The following is a 26023-nucleotide window of genomic DNA, read 5'->3' as shown; positions in this document are numbered from 1 at the left end:
GGCCGTCCGGCGGCTGTGGGGCCGCCGGACGCACACGACGTGCCGGTGATGGTGCTCGTTCAGGCGCCTGGCCCCGTGGCAATCGCTTCCGTCGGCAGGCCGCGGGCTGCGAGGCGTCGAGCACTGCCGTCGGCCAACCGGTAGGACAGCCCCACCACGGCGGTCCGTCCGGTGGCGACACCGTCTGCGAGCACCCGCGAGCGGTCCAGGAGGAGATCCACGGTCTGCCGTACGTGCTCGGCGATGAAGTCGTCGTCCCCGGTGAGCCCGGCGGCGCGGGCGGCCAGGACGCTCGGCGTGACGCGCTCTATGACGTCACGCACATACCCCGTGGTCCCCAGGCCGTCGACGAGGGCGGCACGGGTGGCCGCGACCGCACCGCACGAGTCGTGGCCCAGCACCACGACCAGCGGGCAGTCCAGCACACTCACCCCGTACTCGATGCTCCCCAACACCTCCGGCCCCGCCACATGGCCGGCAGTACGGACCACGAAGAGGTCACCCAGGCCCCGATCGAAGATGATCTCTGCGGCCAGACGGGAGTCGGAGCAGCCGAACAGCACGGCGAACGGACGCTGGCCGGCCGCGGTCTCAGCGCGGCGCGCGGCGTCCTGGTTGGGGTGTTGCTGCTCGCCGGCAACAAAACGCTGGTTGCCGGCCAGCAGCAGCTCGAAGGCTTCGGAGGGAGTCAGGATCGGGGCCTCAGTCATAGCAGCAGGCTACGACCAGCCCCAGCCCACCACCTCACAAGGGTCCGCCAAAGGAAGCTCCGGTGCGGTGACCGGGAGACGGATGGTCCTGGGGTCACCAGGCCACCCCAGCCGCTCTCGGATCGCAGGGGCTGAATCTGCGGAAGGCGACGTCAATGGCGGCCGTGTGCGCTGTCCGAGGCGCCGCCGAAAAGCCTGGCGATCAGGCGGAAGGGCAGCGAGACCACAGTGGCGATGGCTGAACCGATGCTTCGCAGGGCATCTGCGATGGCCTTCAACATGAGAACGTGCCTCCAGTCATGCACCACACGCCGAGACGTCGCTGAGATGTGAACGCCGCCGAATCCCGGGCCAGCGGCGGGGCGGGCGCCCGGAATCCCCCTATGGATCATCACGAGCTGATAGAGAGGTGAGGTGGGCGGGCTCGGGCGGCGAAGCCCGGACCCGCTCACCTCCTCAGAGCAGCCCGCGATGACCGTCAGGAGCGACGGTGCTCTGACGACGCTGCGATCAGCGGCCGAGGGCCTTTATGAGTTCGGCCTTGCGCATGGAGGAACGACCCTCGATGCGGCGACGCCGGGCTTCTGCGTACAGCTGGTCGTAAGTGCGGCTGGCCGGCCCGGTGTGGGAGCTCAGGCCGCTGCGCCGCGCCGCGGGGGTGTTCTTGTGCGAGGTGCGAGCGATGGTGCGCGCCGCACTCACCGGAGCGCGATCCTTGCTCACCGCGCGGGTGGTGACCTTCTTGGTGCGTGGTGCGCTCACGCCCCGCTTGGTCGAGCCGGCCTTGATGCGCTCGTTCTGCCGTTTCCCCTTGGCGGTGGAACCTTGCGGCATGTCTGCCTCCTGATATCGCGAGTGGTTGGAGCCGCTCGGTTCTGTCCGGCGGTCCCCGCCGATCGTCGCGTCCGTCGATGAGCCCGGCATCCTGGGTGACGCCATTCGGGGTGGCGCAGCGACATGGGGACCGTGCCGGTACCAGTCCCAGGGGAACCTCGACGTCGACCTTCTGGCAGTCGTCAGCCGGTCCGACGTGGGATACAGCGATGGCAGCTGACGAGCCTGCGGTTGAGGTTCCTGGAGCGGAGGCTGGAGGTGCCACCTGGACGTCCACCGGAGTGCGATCCGCCGCAGAGCCCAAACCGCTGGCCGGCCAGGACCCATTCCGTCATGCTCGGGACCTGAGCCGGATCGGCTCACTGATCCCCGTCCTCACGGGATGGGGCGAAGAGCAGGGCGAACTGACGGTCGAGTTGGCGGACACAGTCGGGGTCTGGCGCAGTGATCGCATAGCGCCAGCTCATACCGTCAGCGGGGTCGTCCGCGTACAGCAGCACACCTGCACCGGTGCCGGGATCGTAGGCCAGGCCCGCTGCCGCCAGGAGATCTACAGCCTCGGGGAACGTGTACACGCGGTCGGCGCGACGAGTCCCCATCAGCCAAGCGGGCGTCGGGGAGGACGGAAGCAGCCGGGTGATCATGGCGTGCGGGGTCGTGGTCGCCGTGCGCCGCACGTTCGCCTCGGTGGCGTACAGCCCACCCTGCCGGGTGACCAAGGCATCAATGCTGTAGGGGCCTCGGTAGCCTCGCGCGGCGAGGTAGTCGCCCAGATCGAGGCCCCACCGCTCCAGCTTCTTCACGGTGTATTCGGGCACGTCGGCCAGTGGTGAGCGGTAGCCGGTGAAGGCACCGTCGCGGGTGCTCATCTCTCCACTGAACAGCATGCGGGGCTCTTGTTCCCCGGTATGGAACTGGGCGCTGACCGATCTGCAGTGGGCGAGGTATTCCTCGACCACCCATTGGCCGGCGGCGGGTTCCGCGGCCAGGGGCAGATCTCTGCCACTGATGAACCGCAGACCGTGGCCACCTGCGGAGCGGTCCGGTTTCACGACGATGTCCTGGTAGGCGCCGATGAGTTCGCGGGCCACGGCCGGGAGCCGCGAGCCATCGCAGAGCTGTCCGTCGGGCAGCCGCATCCCCAGATCCTGTGCTGCGGTCCGGAAACCCGCTTTGGTGTTGAGGAGCGCGGTGACAGCAACAGCGTCCGGGCCCGCCGCCCGAGTGCTGAGATCGTAGGGCGAGATCGGGATGTCGAGCTCCGCCGCGAGTGCCACCGTCGCGCTGTCCAGAGCAGTGGGCAAGAGGCGGTATCCGGGCCGCTGTGCAACGAGGTCGCGCAGCGATGTGAGCGCGCGGGTGGACCGCACGGTGTCGGCCATCGCCGCCCCCGCGACATCCGGAACGGTGAGGATGCTGATCGCGTCGATCGGCATGTCCAGCACGGAGCAGGCGTAGCGGATGAATGCCGGCGACAGCGGGACCGGGGTGAGCAGCACATCCCCTGGGCGCGCAAGCCAGATTTCACGGGGAGCCTGGAGCGACCACTGCCGGAGTATCGCGCTCTGTTCAAGGTCTATGGCTGTGTCGGAGGCGAAGTTCGCCAGAATGACCAACGGTCTGTCGCGTGGGCGGGGTGGCAGCATGGCCAACTCCTCGTTCACTACGGTGAATCATGGGTGCCCTGCCGGCGGGCGCACTTTCCGGTCGGGCTCAGTGCTGAGGCGCGACTTCCGGTGGCGGGGCTCCGTCCGGCACAGGCCGCGTTGCTCCGCCGAGCGGTGTGCGCAGGGCGGTACTTCCGTCCCGCCAGGCGGACAGAAGATGGTCGGCGAGGAGGTACTCCAGGTGCCCGGTGGCCTCGATACCCAGAACGATGTCCGGTGCGAGGTACGGCTCGTCCTCGAGAAGTCCGCCGATCACATCGCGGCGGACCAGTTGTTCATGGACCGCGTCGGCTTCCACATGCTCGTCGTAGAACCGTTGCGCGGCGGCACCTGCTCCGACGCGTCTCATCGCCTTCGCCATCCTGCGGGATCCCGGGGACGAGGTCACTTCCACTGCGGCGAAATGACCGACCAGCGCACCTCGCAGGGATCGGTGGAGTCCGAACAGGGACATCAGGTTGACCGTGGCCAGCGCTTGAGCGGGCCCCTCCTCGAGGTAGCGCCCGTAGGCGGTGTCGAGATCTAGGTCGGCCATCAGGTCGGCGAACAGCTGCGCGTGGATGTTCTCCGCCCTGCCGGCACCGAACTCGTCGAACTCGATGGCCACCATGGCCGCCTTCGCTCGCCCCCGCAGCCTCGGCACCACCCACAGGTGGGGGTCCGCCTCCTTGAGGTGGTAGAGCGAGCGCAGAGCCGCATACTCCCGAATCTGCCAGCGCTCCCCCTCGCGTTGCAGGTGGTGGCTCACGCTGTGGCCGTTGTCCTCCACCGGCTCCACCAGCAGCGCGTCCACCGTCTGTCGCACGTCGCTGCCGCCTGAGGTGTGCGCGCGAAGGGCGCTCAGAAAGATGCCCTCGGCGGCTGCACGCACGCGCAGCAGAGCGGGGTCCCATTCCAGGCCCTCGTCGACCGCCTCGAAACCGCGGTAATGCAGTTCGTACAGGACGTACAGAAGAAGCTGGAGATCATCGCCGTAGGGATCGGCTTGACGGATCTCGCCCTCGGAGGGCAACGGCGTACGCCGGCCGCTCAGGGCGGCAAGAACGCTGCCGGAGAGAGGTCCGCGTGCTGGAGGCAGGCTCGGTTCCGAAGTGATACGGCCAAGGTGTTCCGTCTGACGAGTGGTCACGGTGCTCCCTCCTTGTCCTGCCTTCCGTCCGTCCCTTCGACTCCACGTCCGGAAGTCGCTCCGGCTCCGCACGCCGGGGCTCGGACGGTGTCGGCCGCGGCGGGAATGTGCTCCCGACGGCGATGGCTGGTGTCACACCAGGGGTGGATGCGGCTGCGCCGACAGGTGCAGAGCGCGACGACGACCCGATCGGAGACCACCAGCTTCCCGTCGTCCGTCATCACTTCGACGGGACCCTCCACGAGGATCGGGCCGCCGTCCACCACGGTCACGCGGCGCGGTTGTTCAGTCCTTGTGTGCACGGATGATCACCAGTTCTTCCCTGTCGGTGCCGGCCGGCACCACACCACGCTCCCGGAGCCATGACAGTCGCCCGCGCATCACCGGTCCGAAGGGGATCGCCACCCGCTCACTGACCGAAGCGCTCAGCCCTGCCCGGACAAGTCGGCTCACCGTTTCCTCCGGGCCGCTGAACCCCGAATGGACCATGAGCAACACGCCGCCCGGACGCAGCGCGGTAGGAGCGGCTTCACAGATCCGGTCCACCAAGGCCCGCCCGTCGACACCTGCGTCCCATGCGCGGCGGGCACCACGTCGCGGCAGTTGCGCACTGGCCGAGGGTACGTACGGCGGGTTGGAGACCAGCACGTCGAACGAACGGCCCGGCACTACCGACAGCAGATCCCCGCGCAGGACGCGGACCGGCAGACGGGCAAGCGATGCGTTCAACCGCGCCGATGCCACGGCCCGACGGCTGATGTCCACCGCCGTCACCCTGGCGCCCAGCCGAGCAGCATGCAGAGCCAACGCCCCACTGCCGGTGCACACGTCCAGGACGTCCATCCCCGCACCGACACCCTCCCGCCCCATGGCAGCTGCCAAAAGCGAACTGTCGGCCTGTGGGCTGTACACGCCAGGCAATCGCAGGATCCTGCCCGCCCACGGAGACAACTCGCTGGTGACGCTCACCGCAGCCTCTCGGGTCATCACACCACCGCCACCGCCGGACGGCTCCTGTGCCAGGCTCCGCCCGTCCGAGCCGCGCCGCGACCTTTCCGGGGCCGTACCGCTCCGCCATTCCACAGCCGAAGACCGCCAGCCGGCGTCACGGCCTTCTCTTCCTGAATTCAGCACCGTTCGACCTTTCAGCGGGCCAACCCACACAAATCCCGCGTGCCCCGGCTTCCCCTTCCCACACATCACCCCCGTCACGGGCCTCACGACACCGCTCACGGGACCCGGCACAACCGGGCGAGAACGACCTGCTGCCCGTCAGGGCAGTGGGGTGCCGCCGGTGGCGTTCAGAATCTCCCCGGTGATGTAGCCGGCTTCCTGAGAGGCGAGGAAGACATAGGCGGGAGCCATCTCAGCCGGCTGCGCCGGCCGCTGAAGGGGCAATTGCTTGCCGAACTCGGCGACCTTCTGGGGGGACATCGTGGCGGGGATGAGAGGAGTCCACACCGGACCGGGGGCGACCGCGTTGACCCGGATCCCCTCGGTTGCGAGTTGCTGAGCCAGACCCTGTGTGAAGGTGACGATGGCACCCTTGGTCATGGCGTAGTCCAGCAAGTGCGGGCTGGGCTGGTAGGCCTGGACGGAGGCGGTGTTGATAATGGACGACCCCGGAGCCAGATGGGGAAGGGCAGCTTTGCTCAGCCAGAACATCGCGTAGAGATTGGTCTTCATGACGCGGTCGAACTGCTCGGTATCGATGGCTGACAGGCCATCGGGCTGAGACATCTGGTAGGCCGCGTTGTTGACCAGGACGTCCAGGCCACCGAGCTGGTCCACCGCGCGGCGCACTACAGCGCCGCAGTAGTCCTCCTGCCGCACGTCGCCCGGCACGGCAAGCGCCCGCCGTCCCGCGTGCTCGATCAGCCGGACGGTCTCCTGTGCGTCCTCCTCCTCGCTCGGCAAGTAGGAGATTGCCACGTCCGCGCCCTCACGAGCGAAGGCGAGCGCAACGGCACGACCGATCCCGGAATCCCCTCCGGTGATCAGAGCCTTTCTGTCCTGCAACCGGCCGGAGCCGCGATAGGTGTCCTCGCCGTAGTCAGGCTCCGGATCCATGGCTCCGCTCAGCCCCGGATGGGTTTGATCCTGCTCCTCGAATTCCGGCTGCGGGTACTGCTCTGCGGGGTGACGTGGAGAGAACTGATCTGGAGACACGGACAGCTCCTGGGGTATGACGAAGGGTGCATGCTGATGAGTGGTGCATGCCGGGGCGATACGACTCGCTTCACCCTTCGCGTGCCCGGAAGCGCCTGCCCCTAACGCCCTCAATAAGCTCATTTCATCAGATTGGGCACGCACAGAGGAGAGCTCGCGCAGCCCCTCACCACCCCGGTCGCCGCGCACCAGCGCGCCAGGAGTCCGTCGGCGGGCCTGGCCGGACGCGTCGCACAGCGCTCCGTGCGGAGTGCGCCGCGCGACCGCCGGCACTCCGCCGAGCAAGGCGCGTGGCAGCGCCTGCCCTCCCGCATCTGCGGCCCTCACAGCAGGGCGTACGGGTGTGTCAATTTAACGGCTCTGTCTCACATTCGGTGGTGACGCCGAGTGGCGCAGGTCGTTGATGTGAGTGCGAAGGCGTCGGCGATGCGCTGGACGAGCCTCCGCTTACATCGAGTCGGCACCGAGGGTCCGCAGAGGCGGGAAGGCGGGAACCGGACCGAGGGTCACGGTGCCCGGGCGGGCGAGACGGGTCAGGCCGCGGCGGTAGACGGCAATGGCTTCCTGGGTGCGGCCCTGCCGGTTGAGCAGATCTCCGAGGAGGCGGCAGGTGTCGGCCAGGTCGCCGATGACGTCGGCTTCTTCCTGCAGGGGGATGGCGGCCAGGTATTGCTGCTCGGCCCCCCCGGTGTCGCCTCGTTCTTCGTGGATCAGCCCGAGCAGCCGGTGGGCGGCAGCCGCGTGCACGGCACCCCGGCCTGGTCCGAGCCCCTTGAGGAGGTCGAGCAGGAGTTGCTCGGCGTCGGTGTCGTGGCCGCGGCGGCGGCGGACATCGGCGAGTTCGACCTCGACCTGCACGGCGTAGAACGTTCCTCCGGTCTCCCGTAGCATCTCGCGCGCCGTGCGCAGTTCGTCTTCCGCTTCGGCCAGGCGGCCGTGCTGGGTGTGCAGATAGCCGTGCATCCAGTGGCACAGCGCCAGTTCCGAGCGGATTTCGCGCCGCTGGTAGAGCTCCTGGGCTTTCACCAGGTAGTTCTCCGCGTCCTCGTAGCGTCCCTGGGCGGCCAGGGTTCGGGCGACGGACCGGTGGAGGCCGGCAATCGCGACAGGGTCTTTCACCTGGGGAGCGAGGTCGAGGGCAAGGCCGGCGGCCTTGGCGGCGCGCTCGTAGGCCCCGAGGTCCATGTACGGGGTGATGACGGTGACGTACAGCAGAAGCAACGCCTCGGGGTCCGGCAGGCCCTCGGCGTTCAGTTCGTTGATGGTCTTCTCCAGCAGGTAGCAGGCGTAGCGCACGTCGCCTTCCAACTGGTGGGCGGTGGCCAGGCCGCGCACCGCGCGGACCCGCGAGGGAAGCGGCTCGTCCGCCATCAGGCTTTCGGCCCGCTCGAACTGTGAGCGCCCCTCTGCCAGCGCGCCGCGCCGCAACATGCAATGCCCGAGTGAGACCCGCAGCTGTGATTCAAGGTCGTGGAGTTGGTGCGCTTGCGCCTGCTCGATGAGGCCGATCAGCAGCGATTCGGCATCCGTGCTGGAGCCGCTGTCCATCAGACCGCTCGCCTGCGCGAGGCCCTCCCGCAGTTCGGCCCGCAGTTCGGCCGGGACCCCGGTCGCCAACTGCTCATAAGTGGTCCCGAGTTTGCCGGCGAAGTAACGCAGCGCTGTCTCGGACGCCCTGACTTTTCCGGCTTCGACGGTGGAAACGTACGCCGGAGTGTATTTGGGTTCGGCCAACTGGCGCTGAGTGAGCCGCAGGCCGGTCCGCAGGGACTGAACGCGTTCCCCGATCCCCTTGGCGTCGCCGGGCGCGCCGTCGTCCGTACCACCGATGGGCATGCGCACCTTCCTGGCTTCGCGCGGGCGGACGCCCTCGGCACAAGTCCTATCACGCCCCCCGGCACGGGCACCTGCTTGAGCCGTCCACGAGCCGACCGGCTCTCGGTCGCATGAACGCGATGTGACTGCCCCGGAGCCCTTGGCGTGCGCGGAGCGTCCCCAGCGACCGGGAACATATCTCCATTAATACGGCTATTTGCATGGTAGCGGGACCCACTGGACCAGCGGGCCGAGGGCACACTCCGTCTCCTCCCGGTCCGGCCCGGCCGCGCCCGAGTCCTCCCCCGTGGCCGCATCGGGCACGGGATCGCTCCGGCGCCCGGCCGGACCGTCGTGACCCAACCGAGGCCGAGCAACCCGTCGGTAGGCCTTGCGGACCCCGACCACGAGCCCTAACTTAACTCCACATGTAAGTGAGATTATCCGCTCACTTACATGCAGTTTCCGTGTTGACCCTGGTGATTGAGGCGTCATGTCCGATCCGCAGCAAGCCGTAATACCCCGGGCGGCGACGGCTCCGCCTGACGGGACCGACAACGCCGACGAGCGGCCGGGGCAGTCCCCGGCCCGGCTGGCCTGGGCCCGGTTCCGCAGGGACCGCGTCGGGATGGTGTGCCTGGGTGTGGTCCTCGGCGTGGTCGTGATCGGGGCGCTGGCCCCGGTGATCGCGTGGGTCTACGGCAAGAGTCCCGCCGAGCACTACGGGCAGGACGATGCCGGCCTGCTCACCGACAGCGGGTACCCCGCGGGCGCCAACGGCGGGATCGGCGCTCGCTTCTGGTTCGGCCTGGAACCCGGGCTCGGGCGGGACGTGTTCACCCAACTGCTGTACGGCATCCGCACTTCACTGCTGATCGCGGTGTCCTGCGTGCTGATCACCAGCCTCATCGGCGCGGTGGTCGGTATCGCGGTGGGCTATCTGGGCGGGGTGGTGGAGAAGGGCTTCGAGTTCGTCGCGAACGTGATGCTCGCCTTCCCCTCACTGCTGCTGCTGATCGCCCTCACCCCGGTGATCAATTCCCGGCTGGTCGCACCGGACCAGAACGAGCCGGCCTGGATGCAGTTCACCTCAGTGATCCTGGTGCTGTCGCTGTTCGGGTGGATCACCCAGGCGATGGTGCTGCGGTCGGTGGTGCGGTCCCTGCGTGAACGGGAGTTCGTCAAGGCCGCGCGGGCGCTGGGGATGAGCCGGCGTCGGATCGTGCTCACCGAACTGCTGCCCAACCTGTGGGGCCCGGTGATCGTGCACATCACCGTCGCGGTCCCCGCCTACGTCGCTTTCGAGGCGGCCCTGTCCTTCCTGGGACAGGGCATCAACGAGCCCGTCCCGGACTGGGGCCGAATGATCGGCCACGCCGGGCAGGTCTTCTACTCCGACCCCACCTACATGCTCTTCCCCGGCGGAGCAATGTTGATCTTCGTTCTGGCCTTCAACCTGCTCGGCGACAGCGTCCGTGACGCACTCGACCCCAAGTCCGCGTGAACCGAACCCTCCAAGGAACTCCCGCGATGAGAACCATGTCCCGCGCCCTGTGCGCAGCGATCGCCGCTTCCACCTCCCTCGCCGTGCTCTCGGCCTGCAGCTCCGCCGGCGGCAACACCGGTACCCAGCACGGCAAAGCGCCCGCCATCAAAGCCGGCCAGAGTGCGGTGCGGATGGGTACCGAGGCCGAGAGCCATGGCCCGGCGCCGGTCATCTCCGGTGCGGGACGGGGCGGGACCGTCACCGTGTTGGACACCGCCGACTACGACCACCTCGACCCACAGAAGGTGTACGTCTCCCAGGGCTATGACGTACTGAACATGGTGGACCGGCAGCTCACCGGCTATACCGTGATCAACGGGCAGCGGGTCCTGGTCGGTGACCTGGCCACGAACACCGGTGAGGCATCGGACGAGGGCAGGACCTGGACGTTCCACCTCAAGTCCGGTGCGACCTGGCAGGACGGCCGAGCCGTCACCGCCCAGCAGGTCAGGTACGGCATCGAGCGCTCCTTCCAGAAGGGTTTCGAGAACGGCCCGGTGTACTGGCAGGAGTGGCTGACCGGCACCAGCACGATCACCGACGCCCAGAAGAAGTACGCCGGGCCCGCCACGGGGGACATGCCCGCCATCGTCACCCCGGACGCATCCACCATCGTGTTCCACTTCCCCAAGCCGCAGTCCGACGTGCCGTTCGCCGCCGCGCTGGGAACCGCCAGCCCGGTCCGCAAGGACAAGGACACCGGCAGCGCCTACGACCTCAGTCCGTACTCCTGCGGGCCCTACCAGATCGCCGCGCACACCCAGAACGTGTCGATGAAGCTCGTCCCCAACCCGCACTGGAAGGCCGACACCGACCCGATCCGCTACCAGTACGCCGACGCCTACGAGTTCGGTTTCGGCAAGGAACTGGTCAACATCGACCAGCAGATGCTGTCCACCGCCGGCAACGGCCCCACCACCATGAGCCTCAGCAACGCCATCGCACCCTCTCTGAACGACACGGTCAACAACCGCGCGGACCGTGGGTCGATCGCCTACCAGCCGCAGGGGATCTTCGGCTACTGGTTCGCCATCAACACAGCCCGCATCACCGACGTGAATCTGCGCACGGCCCTGCTGTACGCCTTCCCCAAGGAGCAGCTCAGGCAGCTGCAGGGCGGTGCGTTCGCAGGTCAGTACGGCACCACCGTCACCACCCCTGATCTGCTGGGCTACCGCGACTACGACACCTTCCACGCTCCGGCGCGCGGTGACGTGGCCACCGCCCAGAAGTACCTGGCCCGCTCGGCGCAGAAACTCAGCACCTTGGTGTATGCCTACCGCAGCGGGGACGGGGCCGGACAGCAGCAGGTGCAGGTGCTGGCCTCGGCCTACGCCAAGATCGGTATCCATGTCGTGGCCAAACCGCTCGACGCGACGACGTACTACGACACCATCGGTGCCAAGGGCGCACCGTACGACATGTTCCTGACCGGCTGGGGAGCGGACTGGCCCTCCCCGTCGACGGTACTGCCCAACGTCTTCGACGCCCGGCAGGGCCCCTGGTACGACTCCTCCCGGTTCGACAGCTCCGCCGACACCGCGGAGTTCGACCGCATCGCGGCCCTGAGCGATTCCTCCGCCAAGGCCGCCGCGTACATCGCCCTGGAGAAGAAGATCATGGCCGGCGTCCCGGTCATCCCCTACCTGTACTCGCAGGGCTACCAGATCCACGGGGTGAACCTGCGGCTGCCCCGGGCGGCGAACGGCAATCCCCTCAACGGCGCCCACGTGGCCTGAACGGAGTCGACAGATGCTCGCCTTCGCAGTGCGGCGCACCGCCCAAGTCCTCGCGGTCCTCGTGGCCATCAGTGCCGTGACGTTCGCGCTGTTCTACGCCGGCCCGCAGGACGCCGCACGCAGCGCCTGCGGCGCCAAGTGCGACGCCGCCGCCGTGGCCTCGATCCGGCACGGAATGGGCCTGGACCAGGCGGTGCCGGCGCAGTACTGGCACTACCTCAGCGGGCTGGTCGCCGGCCGCACCCTGCAGGACATCAACGGCACCCCGGTGGCCTGCCCGGCACCGTGCCTGGGGTACTCCTACTTCCTGCACGAGCCCGTGGTGACCGCGATCGGCCAGGCGTTCCCGGTCACGCTGTCCCTCACGCTCGGCGCGGTCCTCGTGCTCGCCGTCATCGGTGGCGGCACCGGGTTCCTTTCGGCGCTCTTCCCGCGCAGTTGGCTGGACCGGGCTCTGAACACCTTCACCTTGGTCGGCGCCAGCGTCCAGCTCATCTTCATCGGCTACGCCGTCCAGTACTACCTGGTCTACCAGGCGCATCTGCTGCCGCAGCCCGGCTACACCTCGCCCTGGCACGATCCCGCCGGCTGGTTCCGCGGGATGCTGGTTCCCTGGCTGATGCTTGGCTGGGTCAGTGCCGCGGTCTACGCCCGCCTCGCCCGCACCCAGATGCTCGACACGATGGGCGAGGAGTACATCCGCACCGCCCGCAGCAAGGGGATGGGCTGGTGGCAGGCCCATCTGAAGTACACCGCGCGTGGCAGCGCGGCACCGCTGGTCCAGCTCATCGGCCTGGAGATCGGCTGGCTGCTGGGCGGGTCGGTGATCGCCGAGACGGTCTTCGGCCTCAACGGAGTCGGCAAGCTCGCCCTGACCGCCATCACCCAGAACGACCTGCCGACCGTCGTCGGCACGGTACTGCTCGCCGCGCTGTTCGTGGTGGTCTTCGTCGCCCTCACCGACTGCCTGATCGCGCTGCTCGACCCGCGTATCCGCCTGTCGTGATTCCCAGCCGGGCCGTCCCACCGCCCCAGCCCATGCCCGCCGCCGTTCCGCTTCCTTCCGTGCGCCCACCAGGGAGTTCGCCATGTCTCTGCCATCGCTTCAGGCTCCGCCGGCCGTCGCGGCGCCACCCGCACTGCGTGTCCGCGGCCTGGACGTCACCTTCGCGGCGCGCGGCAACCGAGTGCACGCAGTGCGGGATCTGTCCTTCGACCTTCAGCGCGGCGAGGCCCTGGGCATCGTCGGAGAGTCGGGTTCGGGCAAGACCGCGGCGCTGCTCGCCCTCATGGGACTGCAGCCCCGGGCGACCACCCACATTTCGGGCAGTGCGCTACTGGCCGGGGAGGAACTGGTCGACGCGCCCGAGACGGTGATGCGCCACGTGCGCGGAAACCGCATCGCCATGATCTTCCAGGACGCGCTGGCCGCCCTCAGTCCCTTCCACCGCGTCGGTGCCCAACTGGAGGAGATGTACCGGCTCCACCACCCGCGGGCCGGCCGGACCCGGACCAGGACCCGAGCCGTGGACATGCTCGACCGGGTCGGCATCCCCGAGCCCGACCGCAGATCCCGCCAGTACCCGCACCAGTTCTCCGGCGGCATGCGTCAACGCGTCTGCATCGCCATGGCCCTGATGAACGAGCCCGAGATCGTCATCGCCGATGAGCCCACCACCGCCTTGGACGTCACCCTCCAGGCACAGGTGCTGGCGCTCCTCAACGACCTGCGACGCGACCTGTCCCTGTCCCTGGTCCTCATCACCCACGACTTCGGCGTGGTCGCGGAGACCACGGACCGCACACTGGTGATGTACCGGGGCGAGAAGGTCGAGGAAGGTCCCACCGACGCGCTCCTGGCCGCCCCCCAGCACCCCTACACCCGCGCGCTGGTGGCCGCCGTGCCCACCATGGACACCCCGCCCGGCATTCGGCTGGCGACGGTGTCCGCCGCGACCACGCCACCTGCCCCGCCGGCCCCCACACCGGTGTCACTCAGCAACCGGGCTGCCGCGCCCGCCGCAACCGGGGCCGACATCCTGTCCGTCCAGGAACTGACCGTCGACTACGCCCCTCGTTCGCTGCTGCGGTGGCACAGGACACCCCGGTCGTACGCCGTGCACGACGTGAGCTTCACCATCGGCGCCGGCGAAAGCTTCGGCCTGGTCGGCGAGTCGGGCTGTGGAAAGAGCACCACCGCGCAGGTCGTCATGGGCCTGATACGGCCCACCGCCGGCACGGTCGCGTTCCGCGGCACCGATGTGACGGCGGCCTCAGGACCGGTCCGCACGGAGCTTGCCCAGCGCGTCCAGATCATTTTCCAGGACCCCTACGCCTCCCTCAACCCCCGGCGCAGCGTCGCGCAGATCATCACAGCACCGCTGCGCGTCCACACCGGCCTGGATGCCGACGCACGCCGCGAGCGGGCCGCCGAACTGCTGGAACAGGTCGGACTCGAACGCCTGCACCTGGATCGCTATCCGCACGAATTCTCCGGCGGGCAGCGCCAGCGCATCGGCATCGCCCGCGCGCTGGCCCTGGGGCCGGAACTCCTGATCGCCGACGAACCGGTGTCCGCCCTGGACGTCTCGGTGCAGGCCCAGGTGCTCAACCTGCTGTCCGATCTCCGTGACGAACTCGGCATCTCCTACCTGTTCGTCTCCCACGACCTGGCCGTCGTGCGGCACTTCTGCGACCGCATCGCCGTCATGCGAGCCGGCCGGATCGTCGAGACCGGCACCCGCGAGGAGATCTTCGAGACTCCCCAGCACCCGTACACGCGCAGCCTTCTCGCCGCGGTCCCCCGCTTCCGCACCACCGCCTGACCCAGCCGCCTGCCCCCGATATCCATGAGGCTTCGATGACCGCGCACCGACCGCCCGCCGAGAAACCCACGACCGAGCAGCCGCCCGCCTACCGGCAGGCCGGGCTTCGGCTGACCGAGCACGTCTTCACGGTGCCACTGGATCACCACCGTCCCGACGGCGAGCACATCGAGGTCTTCGCCCGCGAAGTCACCGCCCCGGGGGCCGACTCGGATGGGCGGCCTTGGCTGCTCTACCTCGAAGGCGGCCCCGGCTGCGCCGCCCCGCGGCCGCTGGACACCCAGACGGCCGGCGGCTGGCTCGCCCGCGCCGCCCGCGACTACCGCGTGCTCCTGATGGACCAGCGCGGTACCGGACGCTCCGCTCCCCTGAACCGGCAGACCCTCCCGCTGCGCGGCACTGCCCGTCACCAGGCGGAGCATCTGCCCTTCTTCCGGGCCGACTCCATCGTCCGCGACGCCGAGATGATCCGCCGCCAACTGACCGGCGGAAGGCCGTGGAGCGTGCTCGGGCAGAGCTTCGGCGGATTCTGTGCGGTCACCTATCTCTGCCTGGCGCCCGAAGGACTGCGTGAGGCGTTCATCGTCGGCGGCCTGCCCGGGCTGGACTCGGATGCCGAAACCGTCTATCGCGCGGCCTACCCCCGCATGGAACGCAAGAACGTCGCTTACTACGCCCGCTATCCCGAGGACGAGGAACGGGCCCGTAGCATCGCCCGGCACCTCAGGGAGCACGAGGTCGTGCTGCCCGGCGGCCTGCTGCTGACCGCCGAGGCATTCCAGAGTCTGGGCATCCTGCTGGGAACCATCGACGGCGCGGCCCGCCTGCACTACCTCCTCGAAGGCGCCTTCCTGTCCGGAACCCGGGGCCCCGAACTGTCCGACGCCGACGGAGGGACGGACGAGGCTCGTGCAACCTCAGCAATCTCCTCGTCCGTGACCGGAACTTCCAGCCGCTCGCCGCTCGCTGGGATCAGATCAGCATCGGCGGCGGCAACGACGCGGACCATCGCGCTTGGCACCCCATCATGAGCCTGCAGCCAGCAGTGCACCGCCGCAGTGTCCCAAAAACCAAGGTCAGGCAGCCGGCCAGCATCAACCCCGGGCGCCGCGTATCCATTGGCGCAATCGATCACCACGAACGCCGAACCGGTCACGTTGACATCTCTCTGGAATGCAGCACGGAACTGCATCCTATCGGCCGTCCGAAGGACTGGTTCCCAGCGGCCACTCGATCGGGTGACCCTCTATCAAATTGGGAATCAGTAGCGACCGGGGGCAGGGCAGGTAGAAGAGTCCTGCGGGTTGGGCAGCGGTCGATCACGGTTCGGCAGAGGGAGGTGCACTGGACGCCAAGCGGGAGCGCGATAAACGTGTCGACGAGCAGGCGGCCAGATCCGGGCACGACCATCACGGCGGCCTGCAAGGCAGTGGGCAGCCCAAGAATGCCGAGAGAGATCCATAGCCGTGCGCAGCCCTCCTGCACACTCCCCTACCCCACGGCACATGCAGTCCGCACAGAACTCCCGTCGGGGAGCCCTCCTCGCCTGCTGACGAAGGACCCTTTCGGCGAGCGGTCGGCATCCGCACCGATTCGCACGCCGGGCGGCTGGTTGGACGTCCGCCAGTGGGGCCTCGCCTGCGTCGGGGAGGCGGGATGAGCGGCGGTCCACGGCGCTCATCCCCAAGCGGGTTCGGTAGAAGCGATGTTGGCGGAGCTCCAGGCCCAAGGGTTCTGCCCCTGATATGGGTTCACAGGCCATGCCTTTTGTCACCCCTTGGGGCGGAGTTGGCAACTGCTTGGCAAGGTAGCAGGATGTAGATGCATTTGATTCCAGAACCGCTTTAACAACCAAGGATTCACAGGACACGAACGGAAATCTCCTGGATATGACAGACGGTGATGATGGCTACTCTCTACGGTCGTTGGTGCGGAAGTGACCACTTGAGGATGAACTGCCTGCAAGATCCTTCAGTCGCGTGCCGTTGAGGTGCGCCGAGCAGGACGAGCATCGTTGTCGTGCGCAAAAGACACGGGGGTGGGCGCTGGCCCGGTGCGAGTTCGGGCCGGCTGGCTGTGGTGGGGGCGTGACGGCGGCGACGCTGATGGCCGCCGGGGTGGCAGCGGTGCCGGCAGTCGCTTCGATGCCACCGGATGTGCCCACGCAGGCCGAGGCGTTGGTGGACAGTGTGAAGCCGGTGCTGACCGCGACGGTGTCCAGCCCCGCCGGGGGGCAGGTCACGGCGAGGTTCTTCGCCGGCACCTACGCGGCGAACGGCGCCTGGGACCTGGTCAACGGCGGCACCGTCACGGTCGCTTCAGGGTCAGTGGCCCGGTACACGATCCCGACGTCGATGCCGTTGAACACCGAGTTCGACTGGCAAGTCCAGGCATGTCAGGGCAGTGTGTGCTCGGCCCTGACGCCGCTGGCGGACACGCACGTGTCACCGATGCTGGGCGCCGGGGCGCGGGGCAACGCGACCCGGTTGTCGTTCTCCGCCGGGGATCACGTTTCCGCACAGGTGGATGTCGGCTCGGGGAACCTGCTGGTCAACACGTCCGACCTGACGCTGCCCGGCATCAACGGTGACGTCGGTCTCGGCGCCGCCTACAACAGCTCCTCCGTGGGCTCGGGGTTCAGTTCCACGAGCGCTGCGGCGGGGTACGGGTGGCTGCTGACCCCGTACGACGTCGCCTTGACCGTGCACCAGGAGGGGGCGGTGACCTACCGGGGCCGTGCGGGGGTGACCGGGCTGTTCGTGAAGAACGCGACCGGGTTCACAGCGCCGGGCGGCTTCAAGGCCGACCTGGTCAAGAACACTTGGTGTCCCTCGGCGCGGCAACAACGCGGACCCCCTGCGGTCGGTGCGGTCGGCGGAGGCTGGGCGCCAAGTGGAGGGTGCCGACGTTCTCCGAAAACGAGCGGCAGCAGCTCAAGGTCGTGTTAATGCGAACTGGCCGGCGCGTGCCGACTCGCGTGGGCACCGTTGGTGACCTGCTCGCAGCAGCAGTCGCGCGGAACCCGGACACTCGCGCATGCTGCGCTGCACTCGACGGACCGCGAGCGAGTGAGCGGCCCCCTCATCGGCCCGACCAGCGCACCAGGAGAGAACTCTGCGAAACCCGACACAGCCGGGCGTCACCGGTGGGCGGTCCGATGGCCGAACCAATGCCTGTTCCGGTGGCGTGCGGCAGGTCGGGCAGGGTCGTTCGGCACCCGTGCGTCTGCCTGAGCGCAGGCGGTGTCGCGTTGGTCGATGAGGTCTCCGCGTTCCCGGTCGACTACCGCCTGCTCGCGCAGTGACTGCGCCGGGCCCCGGCGGCCTGCGCTGCGGCGTGCCCCCGCGAGGAGCAGGGCCAGGCCGAGGAGGGCGGCGGCACCGACGATGATGCCGTAGAGGAAGAGCGTGCCGGTGGAGCCGGTGACGTGGTAGCCGAAGACAGAGAAACCGCCTGCGAGATCGTGCGCACTAACCAGCGTTGGCGAAGACGCCGGCCACGCCGTGAGATGAACACCTTGCCGTGATCGCAGACGATTGTCTCTGGAACGATCACCGGCCGCGCCGCCGCCTGGTCCAGCCGCTCGTCCAGGGCCAGCAGCCGCCGCCGGCGGAGGGGCAGCGGAGTGCCGTCCGGGGCGGCAGGGACGCAGGAGCCGTGGATGACGAAGAAGAGGAGCACCAAAGTGTCACCTGGCGACCATCGCGTGACCGCTCTCCGCGGGGCGATTTGTCGGATCCCGGGGAAGGATGGGAGGGCGCTACGGCGAGCAACCAGCCGCCGACGCACCCTCCCACATCACCCGAACCGCGCCGGAAGGACATGTCATGGCCGCCACCACACCCAAGGCTCCGACTGCACCAGGGGTACGGTCCTGGTGGGGGATCCCGTATGCCACCGCCGAGCGGTACCGCCGCCCCGTGGTCGCGGATTTCGATCCGGACCTCCCCTATGACCGCAAGGGCGTCGTCTCCGTCCAGCCCGACAGCGGTGACTGGCTCGAAGCGGACAGCGGGATGGGCGAGGACTGCCTGAACCTGAACGTGTGGGCTCCCGAGGAGCCGGCCAGGGAGGCGCTGCCGGTGGCCGTGTACATCCACGGCGGCGGATTCGAGTACGGCGCGAACACGCAGATCACCTCGAACGCCGCCGGCCTCGCCGCGACGGGGCGCGTGGTGGGCGTGTCGATCAACTACCGGCTCGGCGCCCTGGGCGCGCTCTCACTCTCGCAGTACGGCGGGCGGCTCGCCGAGGCCAGCAACCTCTTCCTGCAGGACGCCATCGCCGCGCTCACCTGGATCCAGCGGAACATCGCCCACTTCGGCGGCGATCCCGACCAGGTCACCGTCTACGGCCACAGCGGCGGCGCCTATACCACCTTCGGGCTGCTCAGTGCCTCCTCCGCCAACGGCCTGTACCGGCGCCTGGCCGGGTTCTCCGGCGGGCCAGCCCGCTCCATCCCGGCCTGGTGGGCCGAGGAGCTCGCGCACCGGTTCGTCACGGAACTCGGTGTCGCAGACAACCCCGACAAGCTGATCGACCTCGACACGTCCTCCCTGGTGGCCGCCCTGAAGAAGGTCGCCCCGACGGATCTCGGAGTCCGCGGCGGGGTGGACAACCAGGCCACCGGCGTCGTCCTGGACATCGGACAGCCCGGCGCGGTGGTGCGCGCCCACCCCATGGACGTCCTGGCCTCGGGCGCGCACCGCGGTGTCGACGTGCTTCTGAGCATGGCCAGCGACGACATGGGCTGGTGGGTGGCGAACGACCTCGACCGGTTCGACCCGCACACGCTCGACCGCGTCACCGACGAGGTCGCGGGGTGGCGCATTTCCCGCTCCCGCGCCAGGAAGATCGTCCATGCCTACGACCAGGGCGGCCGTACCCCGGCCGAGGTTCGCGCCGCGCTCATGGCGGACTACCTCTTCGCGCTTCCCGCCGCCCGCGGTGCCCTGGCCCACGCCGCCGCGGGCGGCAACGCCCATCTCCTGGTGATCGGACCCGCCGAGGGCGCGCCCGCCGTGCACGGCACCGAGATGTACGCCCTGGTCGGCCAGGAACAGCCGGGCCGCAGTGCCGAGCAGGCCGAGCGTGACACGCGTATCCGCGACATCCTGCTCGACTTCGTCACCGGCGAGCAGTCCCGGCTGTGGCCCGCCGTCACGGACCGTCCGACCTCGGAAAGGGTCGGCAACCCTCCCTTCGAGGCGAGCGCCCACTATCCGGCGGCCCTCGACCTGTGGGAGGGCATCGACCGTCCCTGACGGCCATCGGGGAATACGGGCATGCGGAACAGCACAGAGCTACCAGGGGATGAACACGGTAAAGGAGCTGGGTATGAGCCAAGGGACAGCAGCCGGCGATTCCGTACCGGCGACGATGCGGGCCGTTGTCGTCACCCGGCCGGGCGGCCTGGACGCACTGGAGATCAAGGATGTGCCGGTGCCCGTCCGTAAGCCCGGCTGGGTGCGGATCAGGGTGAAGGCGTTCGGCGTGAACGAGTCCGAGGTCACCACCCGCAAGGGCGAGTCGGATGCGGAGGTCACCTACCCACGCGTTCCCGGCATCGAGGGCGTCGGTGTGGTCGAGGAGGCCGACGGGGCCAGCGGACTGCGGCCGGGACAGCAGGTGGCGACCATGATGGGCAACATGGGCCGCTCGTTCGACGGCGCGTACGCCCAGTACGTGACCGTCCCGGCGGCGCAGGTCATCCCGTTCGAGACCAGTCTGCCGTGGGAGGTCGTCGGTGCGCTGCCGGAGATGTTCCAGACCGCCTACGGATCGCTGACCACCGGCCTGGGCCTACGGGCCGGGCAGACGCTGTTGATCCGCGGCGGCACCTCCACGGTCGGGCTGAGCGCGGCCACGATCGCGAAGGACCTCGGAGCCACCGTGCTGTCCACCACCCGCAGCCCCGGCCGGGCCGGGGAACTCACGGCCGTGGGCGTTGACCATCCCCTTGTCGACGACGGCACCCTCGCCGACCAGGTGCGCGCGCTGCTGCCGGACGGCGTGGACGCCGCACTGGAACTGGTGGGCTGCTCGGTCCTCGCCGACACCCTCCGCACCGTCCGCCGCCAGGGCACGGTCTGCTTCACCGGAGCCCTGGCGGGGCAGTGGACGATCCCCGACTTCACCCCGTTCATGATCCCCAGCGGGGTGCGGCTGACCAGCTACGCGGGCGAGGCCGCCGACCTGCCGGCCGACGTCTTCGCCCACCAGCTCCAGGCCATCGCCGAAGGGCGCCTCAAGGTCCCGGTCGCGAAGGTCTACCACGGCCTGGAACAGGTCCGTGACGCCCAGGCCGACCTCGAGTCCGGTACCACGCCGGGCAAGCACGTCGTCGTCCTGGACGACTGAGCCCGGATCCCTCGACTTGAGCGGCAAGAGCGGTCGGCGCCGTCACGGATCGTTCGCGCAGGGCGGCCGCCAGCCCGGGGACCTCAGCGCGCTCGGGGGAAAAGCTGCTCGACGGCGGTCACCACTGCTGCGCGGCGGGCGGTGGTGGTGGGGTCCACGGCGTGTGCGGCGGCGGCCTTGCCGAGTTCGGGTTGTGCCGCCCAGGTCGTGGCGATCTGGTTGACCAGGGCGAGGACGTCGGCCGGGTCCCAGGCGGGGTCGAGCTGTCCGGCCTGTTGCGCCTGGCGGAGCTGGCCGACTTTGCGGGCGATCGCAGCCTGGGTGGGATCGTCGGCAGCGGCTGCGGTGCCCGGCAGTTCGAGGCGGCCCCAGGTGATCAGGCGGTGGTGGTCCGGACGGGCGACGAAGTAGTCGAACAGTCTGCCCGCGTAGCCAGGGAGGTCGTACGGGTCCAGCTGGGTGGCCTCGGCGATGACGACGTACTCCCGTGCGGCGACGGCGGCATAGAGCGCTTCTTTGCCGCGGAAGTAGGCGTAGACGCGTTCTTTGCTGGTCCTGGCGAGCTTGGCGATGCGGTCCACGCGGGCGCCGGCGATGCCGTGGCGGGCGAACTCCTCCATGGCAGCGGTAAGGATGCGCTCGCGCGTGGTGTCGCCGCTGCCGGCGGCGGGCGCTGCGGTCTGGCCTGAGTCGCTGGACGGGGACATAACCCGAGGATAAGGCACCGAACCGTTCGGTTTGGCATCCGGGTGATTGGCACGTAGAGTCAAACAGAACAGTTCGGTTTGGCCTCCGTGGGTGAAGCCGACGAAACACTGAGGGAGTGAACTCATGCAGCACCGCAATCTGGGCTCTCAGGGCCTGCGCGTCTCGGCGCTCGGCCTGGGGAGCATGGGCATGTCCATGGGCTACGGCGCCTCGAACGACGACGAGGGCATCGCGACCATCCGCCGCGCCCACGAACTCGGGATCGACTTCTTCGACACCGCCGAGCTGTACGGCGCCGGCACCGGCAGCAACGAGATCCTCCTGGGCAAGGCGGTCAAGGACTTCCGCGACGAGGTGGTCCTCGCCACCAAGTTCGGCTTCGACATGACCGCCCCGCTGCACAGCCCCGGCTTCGACAGCCGCCCGGAAAACATCCGCAAGGTCGCCGAGAACAGCCTGCGCTACCTGCAGAGCGACCACATCGACCTCTTCTACCAGCACATCTCCGACCCCGCCGTTCCGGTCGAGGAGGTCGCCGGGGTGGTCGGCGAACTGATCTCCGAGGGCAAGGTGAAGTACTTCGGCCTGAGCAACGTCGGCCCCCAGTACATCCGCCGCGCCCACGCCGTCACCCCGGTCTCCGCGCTCCAGTACGAGTACTCGCTCTTCGAGCGGGAGGTCGAGGAGAAGATCCTTCCCGTTCTGCGGGAACTCGGCATCGGCCTGGTGCCCTACTCCCCGCTCGGCCGCGGCTTCCTCACCGGCCAGGTCAAGCCCGCCAGCGAATACCCCGCGGACGACATGCGCAGCTGGGACGAGCGCTGGCAGGGCGAGAACTACACCTACAACCTGCACGCCATCGAACAGCTCAAGAATCTGGCCGCCACCAAGGGCATCACCACCGCCCAACTCGCGCTGGCCTGGCTGCTCGCCCAGGGCGAGGACGTCGCGCCCATTCCCGGCACCCGCAGCACCAAGCGCCTTGAGGAGAACGCCGGCGCCGCCGACGTCCAGCTCTCCGCCGCTGATCTGGCCCGCATCGCTGAGATCCTTCCCCACGGCTCGGCAGGGAGCCGCTACCCCGCTGCGCTGCTGTCCAGTTTCACCACGGACTGACCGCGCCGGGAGCCGGCGTCTCCTGACGGGCAAGGGGCCAGCGCCGCGTTTCTGTCACGCGTCGGTCCTCGCTTCGCGGGCCGCGAAGGCGGCCGGGGTGAGGCCGGTGCGGTCGCGGAAGAAGCGGCCGAAGTTGGCGGGGTCGGTGAAGCCGAGGTGAGCGGCCACGGACCGGGCATCCCATCGGGCGTTTCCCAGCAGGCGCCGGGCTTCGAGGAGGCGCCGGGCGTCGATGAGCTCACGCACTCCCTTGCCGGTGGATTCCCGGGCGGCGCGGCTGAGGGTGCGGACCGAGCAGCCGAGCAACTCGGCGTAGTCCGCGGCCCGGTGCAGTTCGCGGAAGTGCAGCTCCAGGGCGTCCGTGAACCGTCCGTAGGCGTCACCGCGGCTTCTGCCGGCACTCGTGTCGGCGGGGGTGATCCCGGGGGCGCCTGCGAGGCGCAGCAGCAGCGATTCGAGCAGGCTGCGCCGCAGGGCGTGGTGGACGTCGAGGGGTCGGCGCCCCAGTGCGCGGTGTTCGTCCAGAAGCTGGAGTGCCGTCTGCTGGAGCCAGGCGGCGTCGTCGGGGTGCGGGCTCAGCACGGGAGGAGCCTCGTGTGCGGTGAGCGGGGCCAGCAGGCGGGCGATGTCGGGCCGCAGCACGTCCGGTTCGAACAGGATGAATGGGCCGCGGGCGGCGCCGGGCGGATGCCAGCACTGCACGTGCCCCGGGCGCACCCACAGCCACTGGCCGGGGGCGACGGCCCGCGTGAGGTGGTCGACGTCGTGCCGCAACTCTCCCTCGGTGACGGCGATGAGGTAGTGGAAGGTGGCGCGGCCCGGACGGGGCGGGTTCCACGGCCAGTCGTCGTGCTGGGCGAAGAATTCCTCGACGGTGCTCACCTCAAGGCCGTACGGGGTGCCGACCGGGGGCTGGAAACCGTACAACGGGACGGTGGCCGGTCCGGCCGGTCCGCTCGGGCTGGGGTGTCGCTTGTCGACCATCACGTGTCCGCAGCCTACTGCCCTATTTGTCAGCTTCAAAGGAAGAATGGGGTGTGCCGCCGGGACCACCTCGTGAGGAAGGCAACGCCCCATGAACGGAACGACTCTGCACAAGACCCCCGCCGACTGCGCCGAGGAGCTTCCCGGAGCCCAGCTGGAACATCCCTTCGGCGACGACTGGGAGGTCTTCAAGGTGCGCGGCAAGGTGTTCATGCTGATGACCGAGGTCCCGGGGCGCCCCGTCGTGATCCTCAAGGCGGACCCCGGCGAGGCCCACGCCCTGCGGGAGCAGTACAGCCACATCACCCCCGGCTACCACATGAACAAGAAGCACTGGATCACCCTGGAGGGCGGGGACGGCGTCGACAAGGAACTCGTCAAAGAGCTCGTCACCGACTCCTACCGACTCGTCGTCGCCCACCTGCCCAAGGCCGAGCAGCCCGTCGACCCGCACACCTACGGCACCAGCATGCGGGCGGCCCGGTGAGCGCGGCCGGCGACCGCCTCCAGGACACCGCCCGCGAGGCGGCCCTCGCGCTGCCCGAGACGGACCACGGCCACCCGTTCACCCAGCACCTGGACGTGTACAAGGTCGCGGGCAAGGTGTTCCTGATCGTCACCGACGACCCGGACGAGCAGATCATCACGGTCAAGTGCGAACCCGAACACGCCCGCGCGCACGTACGTGGTTACGTCTCGATCACACCGGGCCGCTACCTCGACAAACACCACTGGATCTCGCTGGGGCCGGGCCCCGGCATCACCAAGCGGCTGGTCACCAACGCGGTCGAGGACTCCTACGACCTGGCCGTCGAGCGGCTGCCCAGGCGCGACCGCCCCCGTACCCGATGAGCACCGCAAGCGCGCCCACGAGCCGCTGAGCCCACGCCTGTCAGTGCCCCGTGCAAAGCTCGCCACGCCCGCACACTTCCGCCTGCGACCCGAGAGACCGATGGAACCGACCGAAGCGACCCTGCCGCTCTTCGACGAGGAGCCCGCCCGGCCACTCGCCGACCGCCTGCGTCCCACACAACTGGAAGACGTCGTCGGGCAGGACCACCTCCTGGCCCCGGACGCCCCGCTGGGTCGCATGGTCGCGTCGCAGCGCCTCGGTTCCGCCATCCTGTGGGGCCCTCCCGGCGTCGGGAAAACGACCATCGCCCGCCTCCTCGCGGATGGCAGCAACATGGCATTCGAACCGGTGTCGGCCACCTTCTCCGGCATGGCCGACCTGCGCAAGGTCTTCGCCGCCGCCCGCAGCCGGCGCACCATCGGCCGGGGCACCCTGCTGTTCGTCGACGAGATCCACCGCTTCAACCGCGCCCAGCAGGACAGCTTCCTGCCCTACGTCGAGGACGGCACGATCACCCTGATCGGCGCCACCACCGAGAACCCGAGCTTCGAACTCAACGGCGCTCTCCTCTCCCGCACCCAGGTCCTCGTCCTCAAACGCCTCTACGAAGCCGCCCTGTCCACACTCCTCGACCGTGCCGAGGACCTCATCGGCCACCGGCTGCCCCTGGACGACGACGCCCGCCGCGCCCTGATCGCCATGGCCGACGGCGACGGCCGCTACCTCCTCAACATGGCCGAACAGCTCCAGGCCCTCCCGGACCCCGGCACCCCCCTGGACACCGCCGGACTCGTCCGCCACATCCAGCAGCGCGCCCCGCTGTACGACAAGGCGCAGGAGGGCCACTACAACCTGATCTCCGCGCTCCACAAGTCGATGCGCGGCTCCGACCCGGACGCGGCCCTGTACTGGCTCGCCCGCATGCTCGACGGCGGCGAGGACCCCCTGTTCGTAGCCCGCCGCCTGGTCCGCTTCGCGAACGAAGACATCGGCATGGCCGACCCGCACGCCGTCCAGCAGGCCCTCACCGCTTGGGACGTGTACGAGCGACTTGGCTCCCCCGAGGGCGAGTTGGCGATCGCCCAAGCGGTCGTCTACCTCGCCACGGCCCCCAAGTCCATCGCCGTCTACCGCGGCCTCGACTCGGCCCACCGATCCGCCCGCCGCACCGGCTACTCATGCCGCCCGCCCACATCCTCAACGCCCCGACCCGGCTGATGAAGGACCTCGGCTACGGCAAGGACTACCAGTACGACCCCGACACCACCGACGGCTTCTCCGGCGCCGACTACTTCCCCGACGGCATGGACCACGAGACCTACTACCAGCCCACCCTCAACGGCTACGAAGCCCAGATCACCGAACGCCTGCGCCACTGGGCCGCCCTCCGCGCTCGCCGACGCAGCGCCTGACGCGGACGCGTGGGCAGCGCACAGAGTGTGCACACGGCAGATGTCGCGCACAATCCGCATCCAGCGTCCCCCTCCGACATGATGTTCCACGCTATCGCCCGCCGTGTTGACATCCAATCCAGTCGACGCAGGTCAGCGCGCTGCGCACGACTAACT

At 69.0% G+C, this 26023-nt stretch carries 21 protein-coding genes and 2 pseudogenes; 12 read left to right on the top strand and 11 right to left on the bottom strand.

The features are described 5' to 3' along the window. Positions 1-59: 59 nt before the first annotated feature. From C8250_RS35125 to C8250_RS35090, 9 genes are all read right to left on the bottom strand, one after another. Positions 60-710, bottom strand: a complete 651-nt coding sequence (locus C8250_RS35125; protein WP_138352755.1) for a carbonic anhydrase — start codon at positions 708-710, stop codon at positions 60-62. A gap of 152 nt (positions 711-862) precedes the next feature. Further along, positions 863-991: an LPFR motif small protein gene (locus tag C8250_RS44545; RefSeq protein WP_269288419.1), complete on the bottom strand. Its 129-nt coding sequence runs from the start codon at positions 989-991 to the stop codon at positions 863-865. 229 nt (positions 992-1220) lie between these two features. After that, the gene (locus tag C8250_RS35120) at positions 1221-1544 is read right to left on the bottom strand and encodes a plasmid stabilization protein (RefSeq protein WP_138352754.1); all 324 of its coding nucleotides are present in this window, start codon (positions 1542-1544) and stop codon (positions 1221-1223) included. Between the two features lie 359 nt (positions 1545-1903). Beyond that, positions 1904-3208, bottom strand: a complete 1305-nt coding sequence (locus C8250_RS35115) for a peptide ligase PGM1-related protein (protein ID WP_138352753.1) — start codon at positions 3206-3208, stop codon at positions 1904-1906. A 49-nt stretch (positions 3209-3257) separates the two neighbouring features. Further along, positions 3258-4340, bottom strand: a complete 1083-nt coding sequence (locus tag C8250_RS35110; RefSeq protein WP_138352752.1) for an iron-containing redox enzyme family protein — start codon at positions 4338-4340, stop codon at positions 3258-3260. Continuing rightward, positions 4337-4612: a CDGSH iron-sulfur domain-containing protein gene (locus C8250_RS35105; RefSeq protein ID WP_187145111.1), complete on the bottom strand. Its 276-nt coding sequence runs from the start codon at positions 4610-4612 to the stop codon at positions 4337-4339. The genes C8250_RS35110 and C8250_RS35105 overlap by 4 nt, the downstream gene beginning before the upstream one ends. Positions 4613-4625: 13 nt before the next feature. After that, positions 4626-5327 (bottom strand): HemK2/MTQ2 family protein methyltransferase, encoded by a 702-nt coding sequence (locus C8250_RS35100; RefSeq protein ID WP_138352750.1) that lies wholly within the window; start codon positions 5325-5327, stop codon positions 4626-4628. Between the two features lie 285 nt (positions 5328-5612). Then, a complete protein-coding gene (locus C8250_RS35095; protein WP_138352749.1) occupies positions 5613-6509 on the bottom strand; it encodes an SDR family oxidoreductase in 897 nt (298 codons plus the stop codon). Between the two features lie 447 nt (positions 6510-6956). After that, on the bottom strand, positions 6957-8345 hold the full coding sequence (locus tag C8250_RS35090) for a tetratricopeptide repeat protein (protein ID WP_138352748.1): 1389 nt from the start codon (positions 8343-8345) through the stop codon (positions 6957-6959). A gap of 472 nt (positions 8346-8817) precedes the next feature. On the opposite strand from C8250_RS35090, the gene C8250_RS35085 reads away from it, so the two are divergent. From C8250_RS35085 to C8250_RS35050, 8 genes and pseudogenes are all read left to right on the top strand, one after another. Then, entirely contained in the window at positions 8818-9828 is a 1011-nt protein-coding gene (locus C8250_RS35085; RefSeq protein WP_138352747.1) for an ABC transporter permease, read from the top strand. 26 nt (positions 9829-9854) lie between these two features. Beyond that, on the top strand, positions 9855-11609 hold the full coding sequence (locus C8250_RS35080) for an ABC transporter substrate-binding protein (RefSeq protein ID WP_138352746.1): 1755 nt from the start codon (positions 9855-9857) through the stop codon (positions 11607-11609). 13 nt (positions 11610-11622) lie between these two features. Beyond that, a complete protein-coding gene (locus C8250_RS35075) occupies positions 11623-12615 on the top strand; it encodes an ABC transporter permease (protein WP_138352745.1) in 993 nt (330 codons plus the stop codon). Positions 12616-12697: 82 nt separating this feature from the next. After that, on the top strand, positions 12698-14434 hold the full coding sequence (locus C8250_RS35070; RefSeq protein ID WP_138352744.1) for an ABC transporter ATP-binding protein: 1737 nt from the start codon (positions 12698-12700) through the stop codon (positions 14432-14434). A 35-nt stretch (positions 14435-14469) separates the two neighbouring features. After that, positions 14470-15321 (top strand): annotated as a pseudogene (locus C8250_RS35065) (alpha/beta fold hydrolase); the annotation flags it as partial. Between the two features lie 1200 nt (positions 15322-16521). Next, complete coding sequence (locus C8250_RS35060) at positions 16522-17382, top strand: DUF6531 domain-containing protein (RefSeq protein ID WP_138352742.1); 861 nt, start codon at positions 16522-16524, stop codon at positions 17380-17382. Positions 17383-18261: 879 nt separating this feature from the next. Further along, on the top strand, positions 18262-19698 hold the full coding sequence (locus C8250_RS35055; RefSeq protein ID WP_138352741.1) for a carboxylesterase family protein: 1437 nt from the start codon (positions 18262-18264) through the stop codon (positions 19696-19698). 73 nt (positions 19699-19771) lie between these two features. Continuing rightward, positions 19772-20794, top strand: coding sequence for a zinc-binding dehydrogenase (locus C8250_RS35050; protein WP_138352740.1), 1023 nt, complete (start codon positions 19772-19774; stop codon positions 20792-20794). Between the two features lie 83 nt (positions 20795-20877). Here the strand turns inward: C8250_RS35050 and C8250_RS35045 are convergent, their stop codons facing one another. Next, complete coding sequence (locus tag C8250_RS35045; protein ID WP_138352739.1) at positions 20878-21501, bottom strand: TetR family transcriptional regulator; 624 nt, start codon at positions 21499-21501, stop codon at positions 20878-20880. Between the two features lie 124 nt (positions 21502-21625). Between C8250_RS35045 and C8250_RS35040 the strand changes: the two genes are divergently transcribed. Beyond that, the gene (locus C8250_RS35040; protein WP_138352738.1) at positions 21626-22618 is read left to right on the top strand and encodes an aldo/keto reductase; all 993 of its coding nucleotides are present in this window, start codon (positions 21626-21628) and stop codon (positions 22616-22618) included. Positions 22619-22672: 54 nt separating this feature from the next. On the opposite strand, the gene C8250_RS35035 is transcribed toward C8250_RS35040, so the two are convergent. Beyond that, on the bottom strand, positions 22673-23605 hold the full coding sequence (locus tag C8250_RS35035; protein WP_244809562.1) for an AraC family transcriptional regulator: 933 nt from the start codon (positions 23603-23605) through the stop codon (positions 22673-22675). Between the two features lie 88 nt (positions 23606-23693). On the opposite strand from C8250_RS35035, the gene C8250_RS35030 reads away from it, so the two are divergent. From C8250_RS35030 to C8250_RS35020, 3 genes and pseudogenes are all read left to right on the top strand, one after another. Further along, on the top strand, positions 23694-24089 hold the full coding sequence (locus C8250_RS35030; RefSeq protein ID WP_138352736.1) for an MmcQ/YjbR family DNA-binding protein: 396 nt from the start codon (positions 23694-23696) through the stop codon (positions 24087-24089). Beyond that, entirely contained in the window at positions 24086-24454 is a 369-nt protein-coding gene (locus tag C8250_RS35025) for an MmcQ/YjbR family DNA-binding protein (protein WP_138352735.1), read from the top strand. The genes C8250_RS35030 and C8250_RS35025 overlap by 4 nt, the downstream gene beginning before the upstream one ends. A 100-nt stretch (positions 24455-24554) precedes the next feature. Beyond that, positions 24555-25867, top strand: a pseudogene (locus tag C8250_RS35020) (replication-associated recombination protein A). Positions 25868-26023 lie beyond the last annotated feature (156 nt).

The organism is Streptomyces sp. So13.3, from assembly GCF_005860785.2.
In the GTDB taxonomy this organism is placed as follows: domain Bacteria; phylum Actinomycetota; class Actinomycetes; order Streptomycetales; family Streptomycetaceae; genus Actinacidiphila; species Actinacidiphila fildesensis.
Note: the sequence above shows the minus strand (reverse complement) of the source record. Positions and strands in the feature narration are given on the sequence as shown.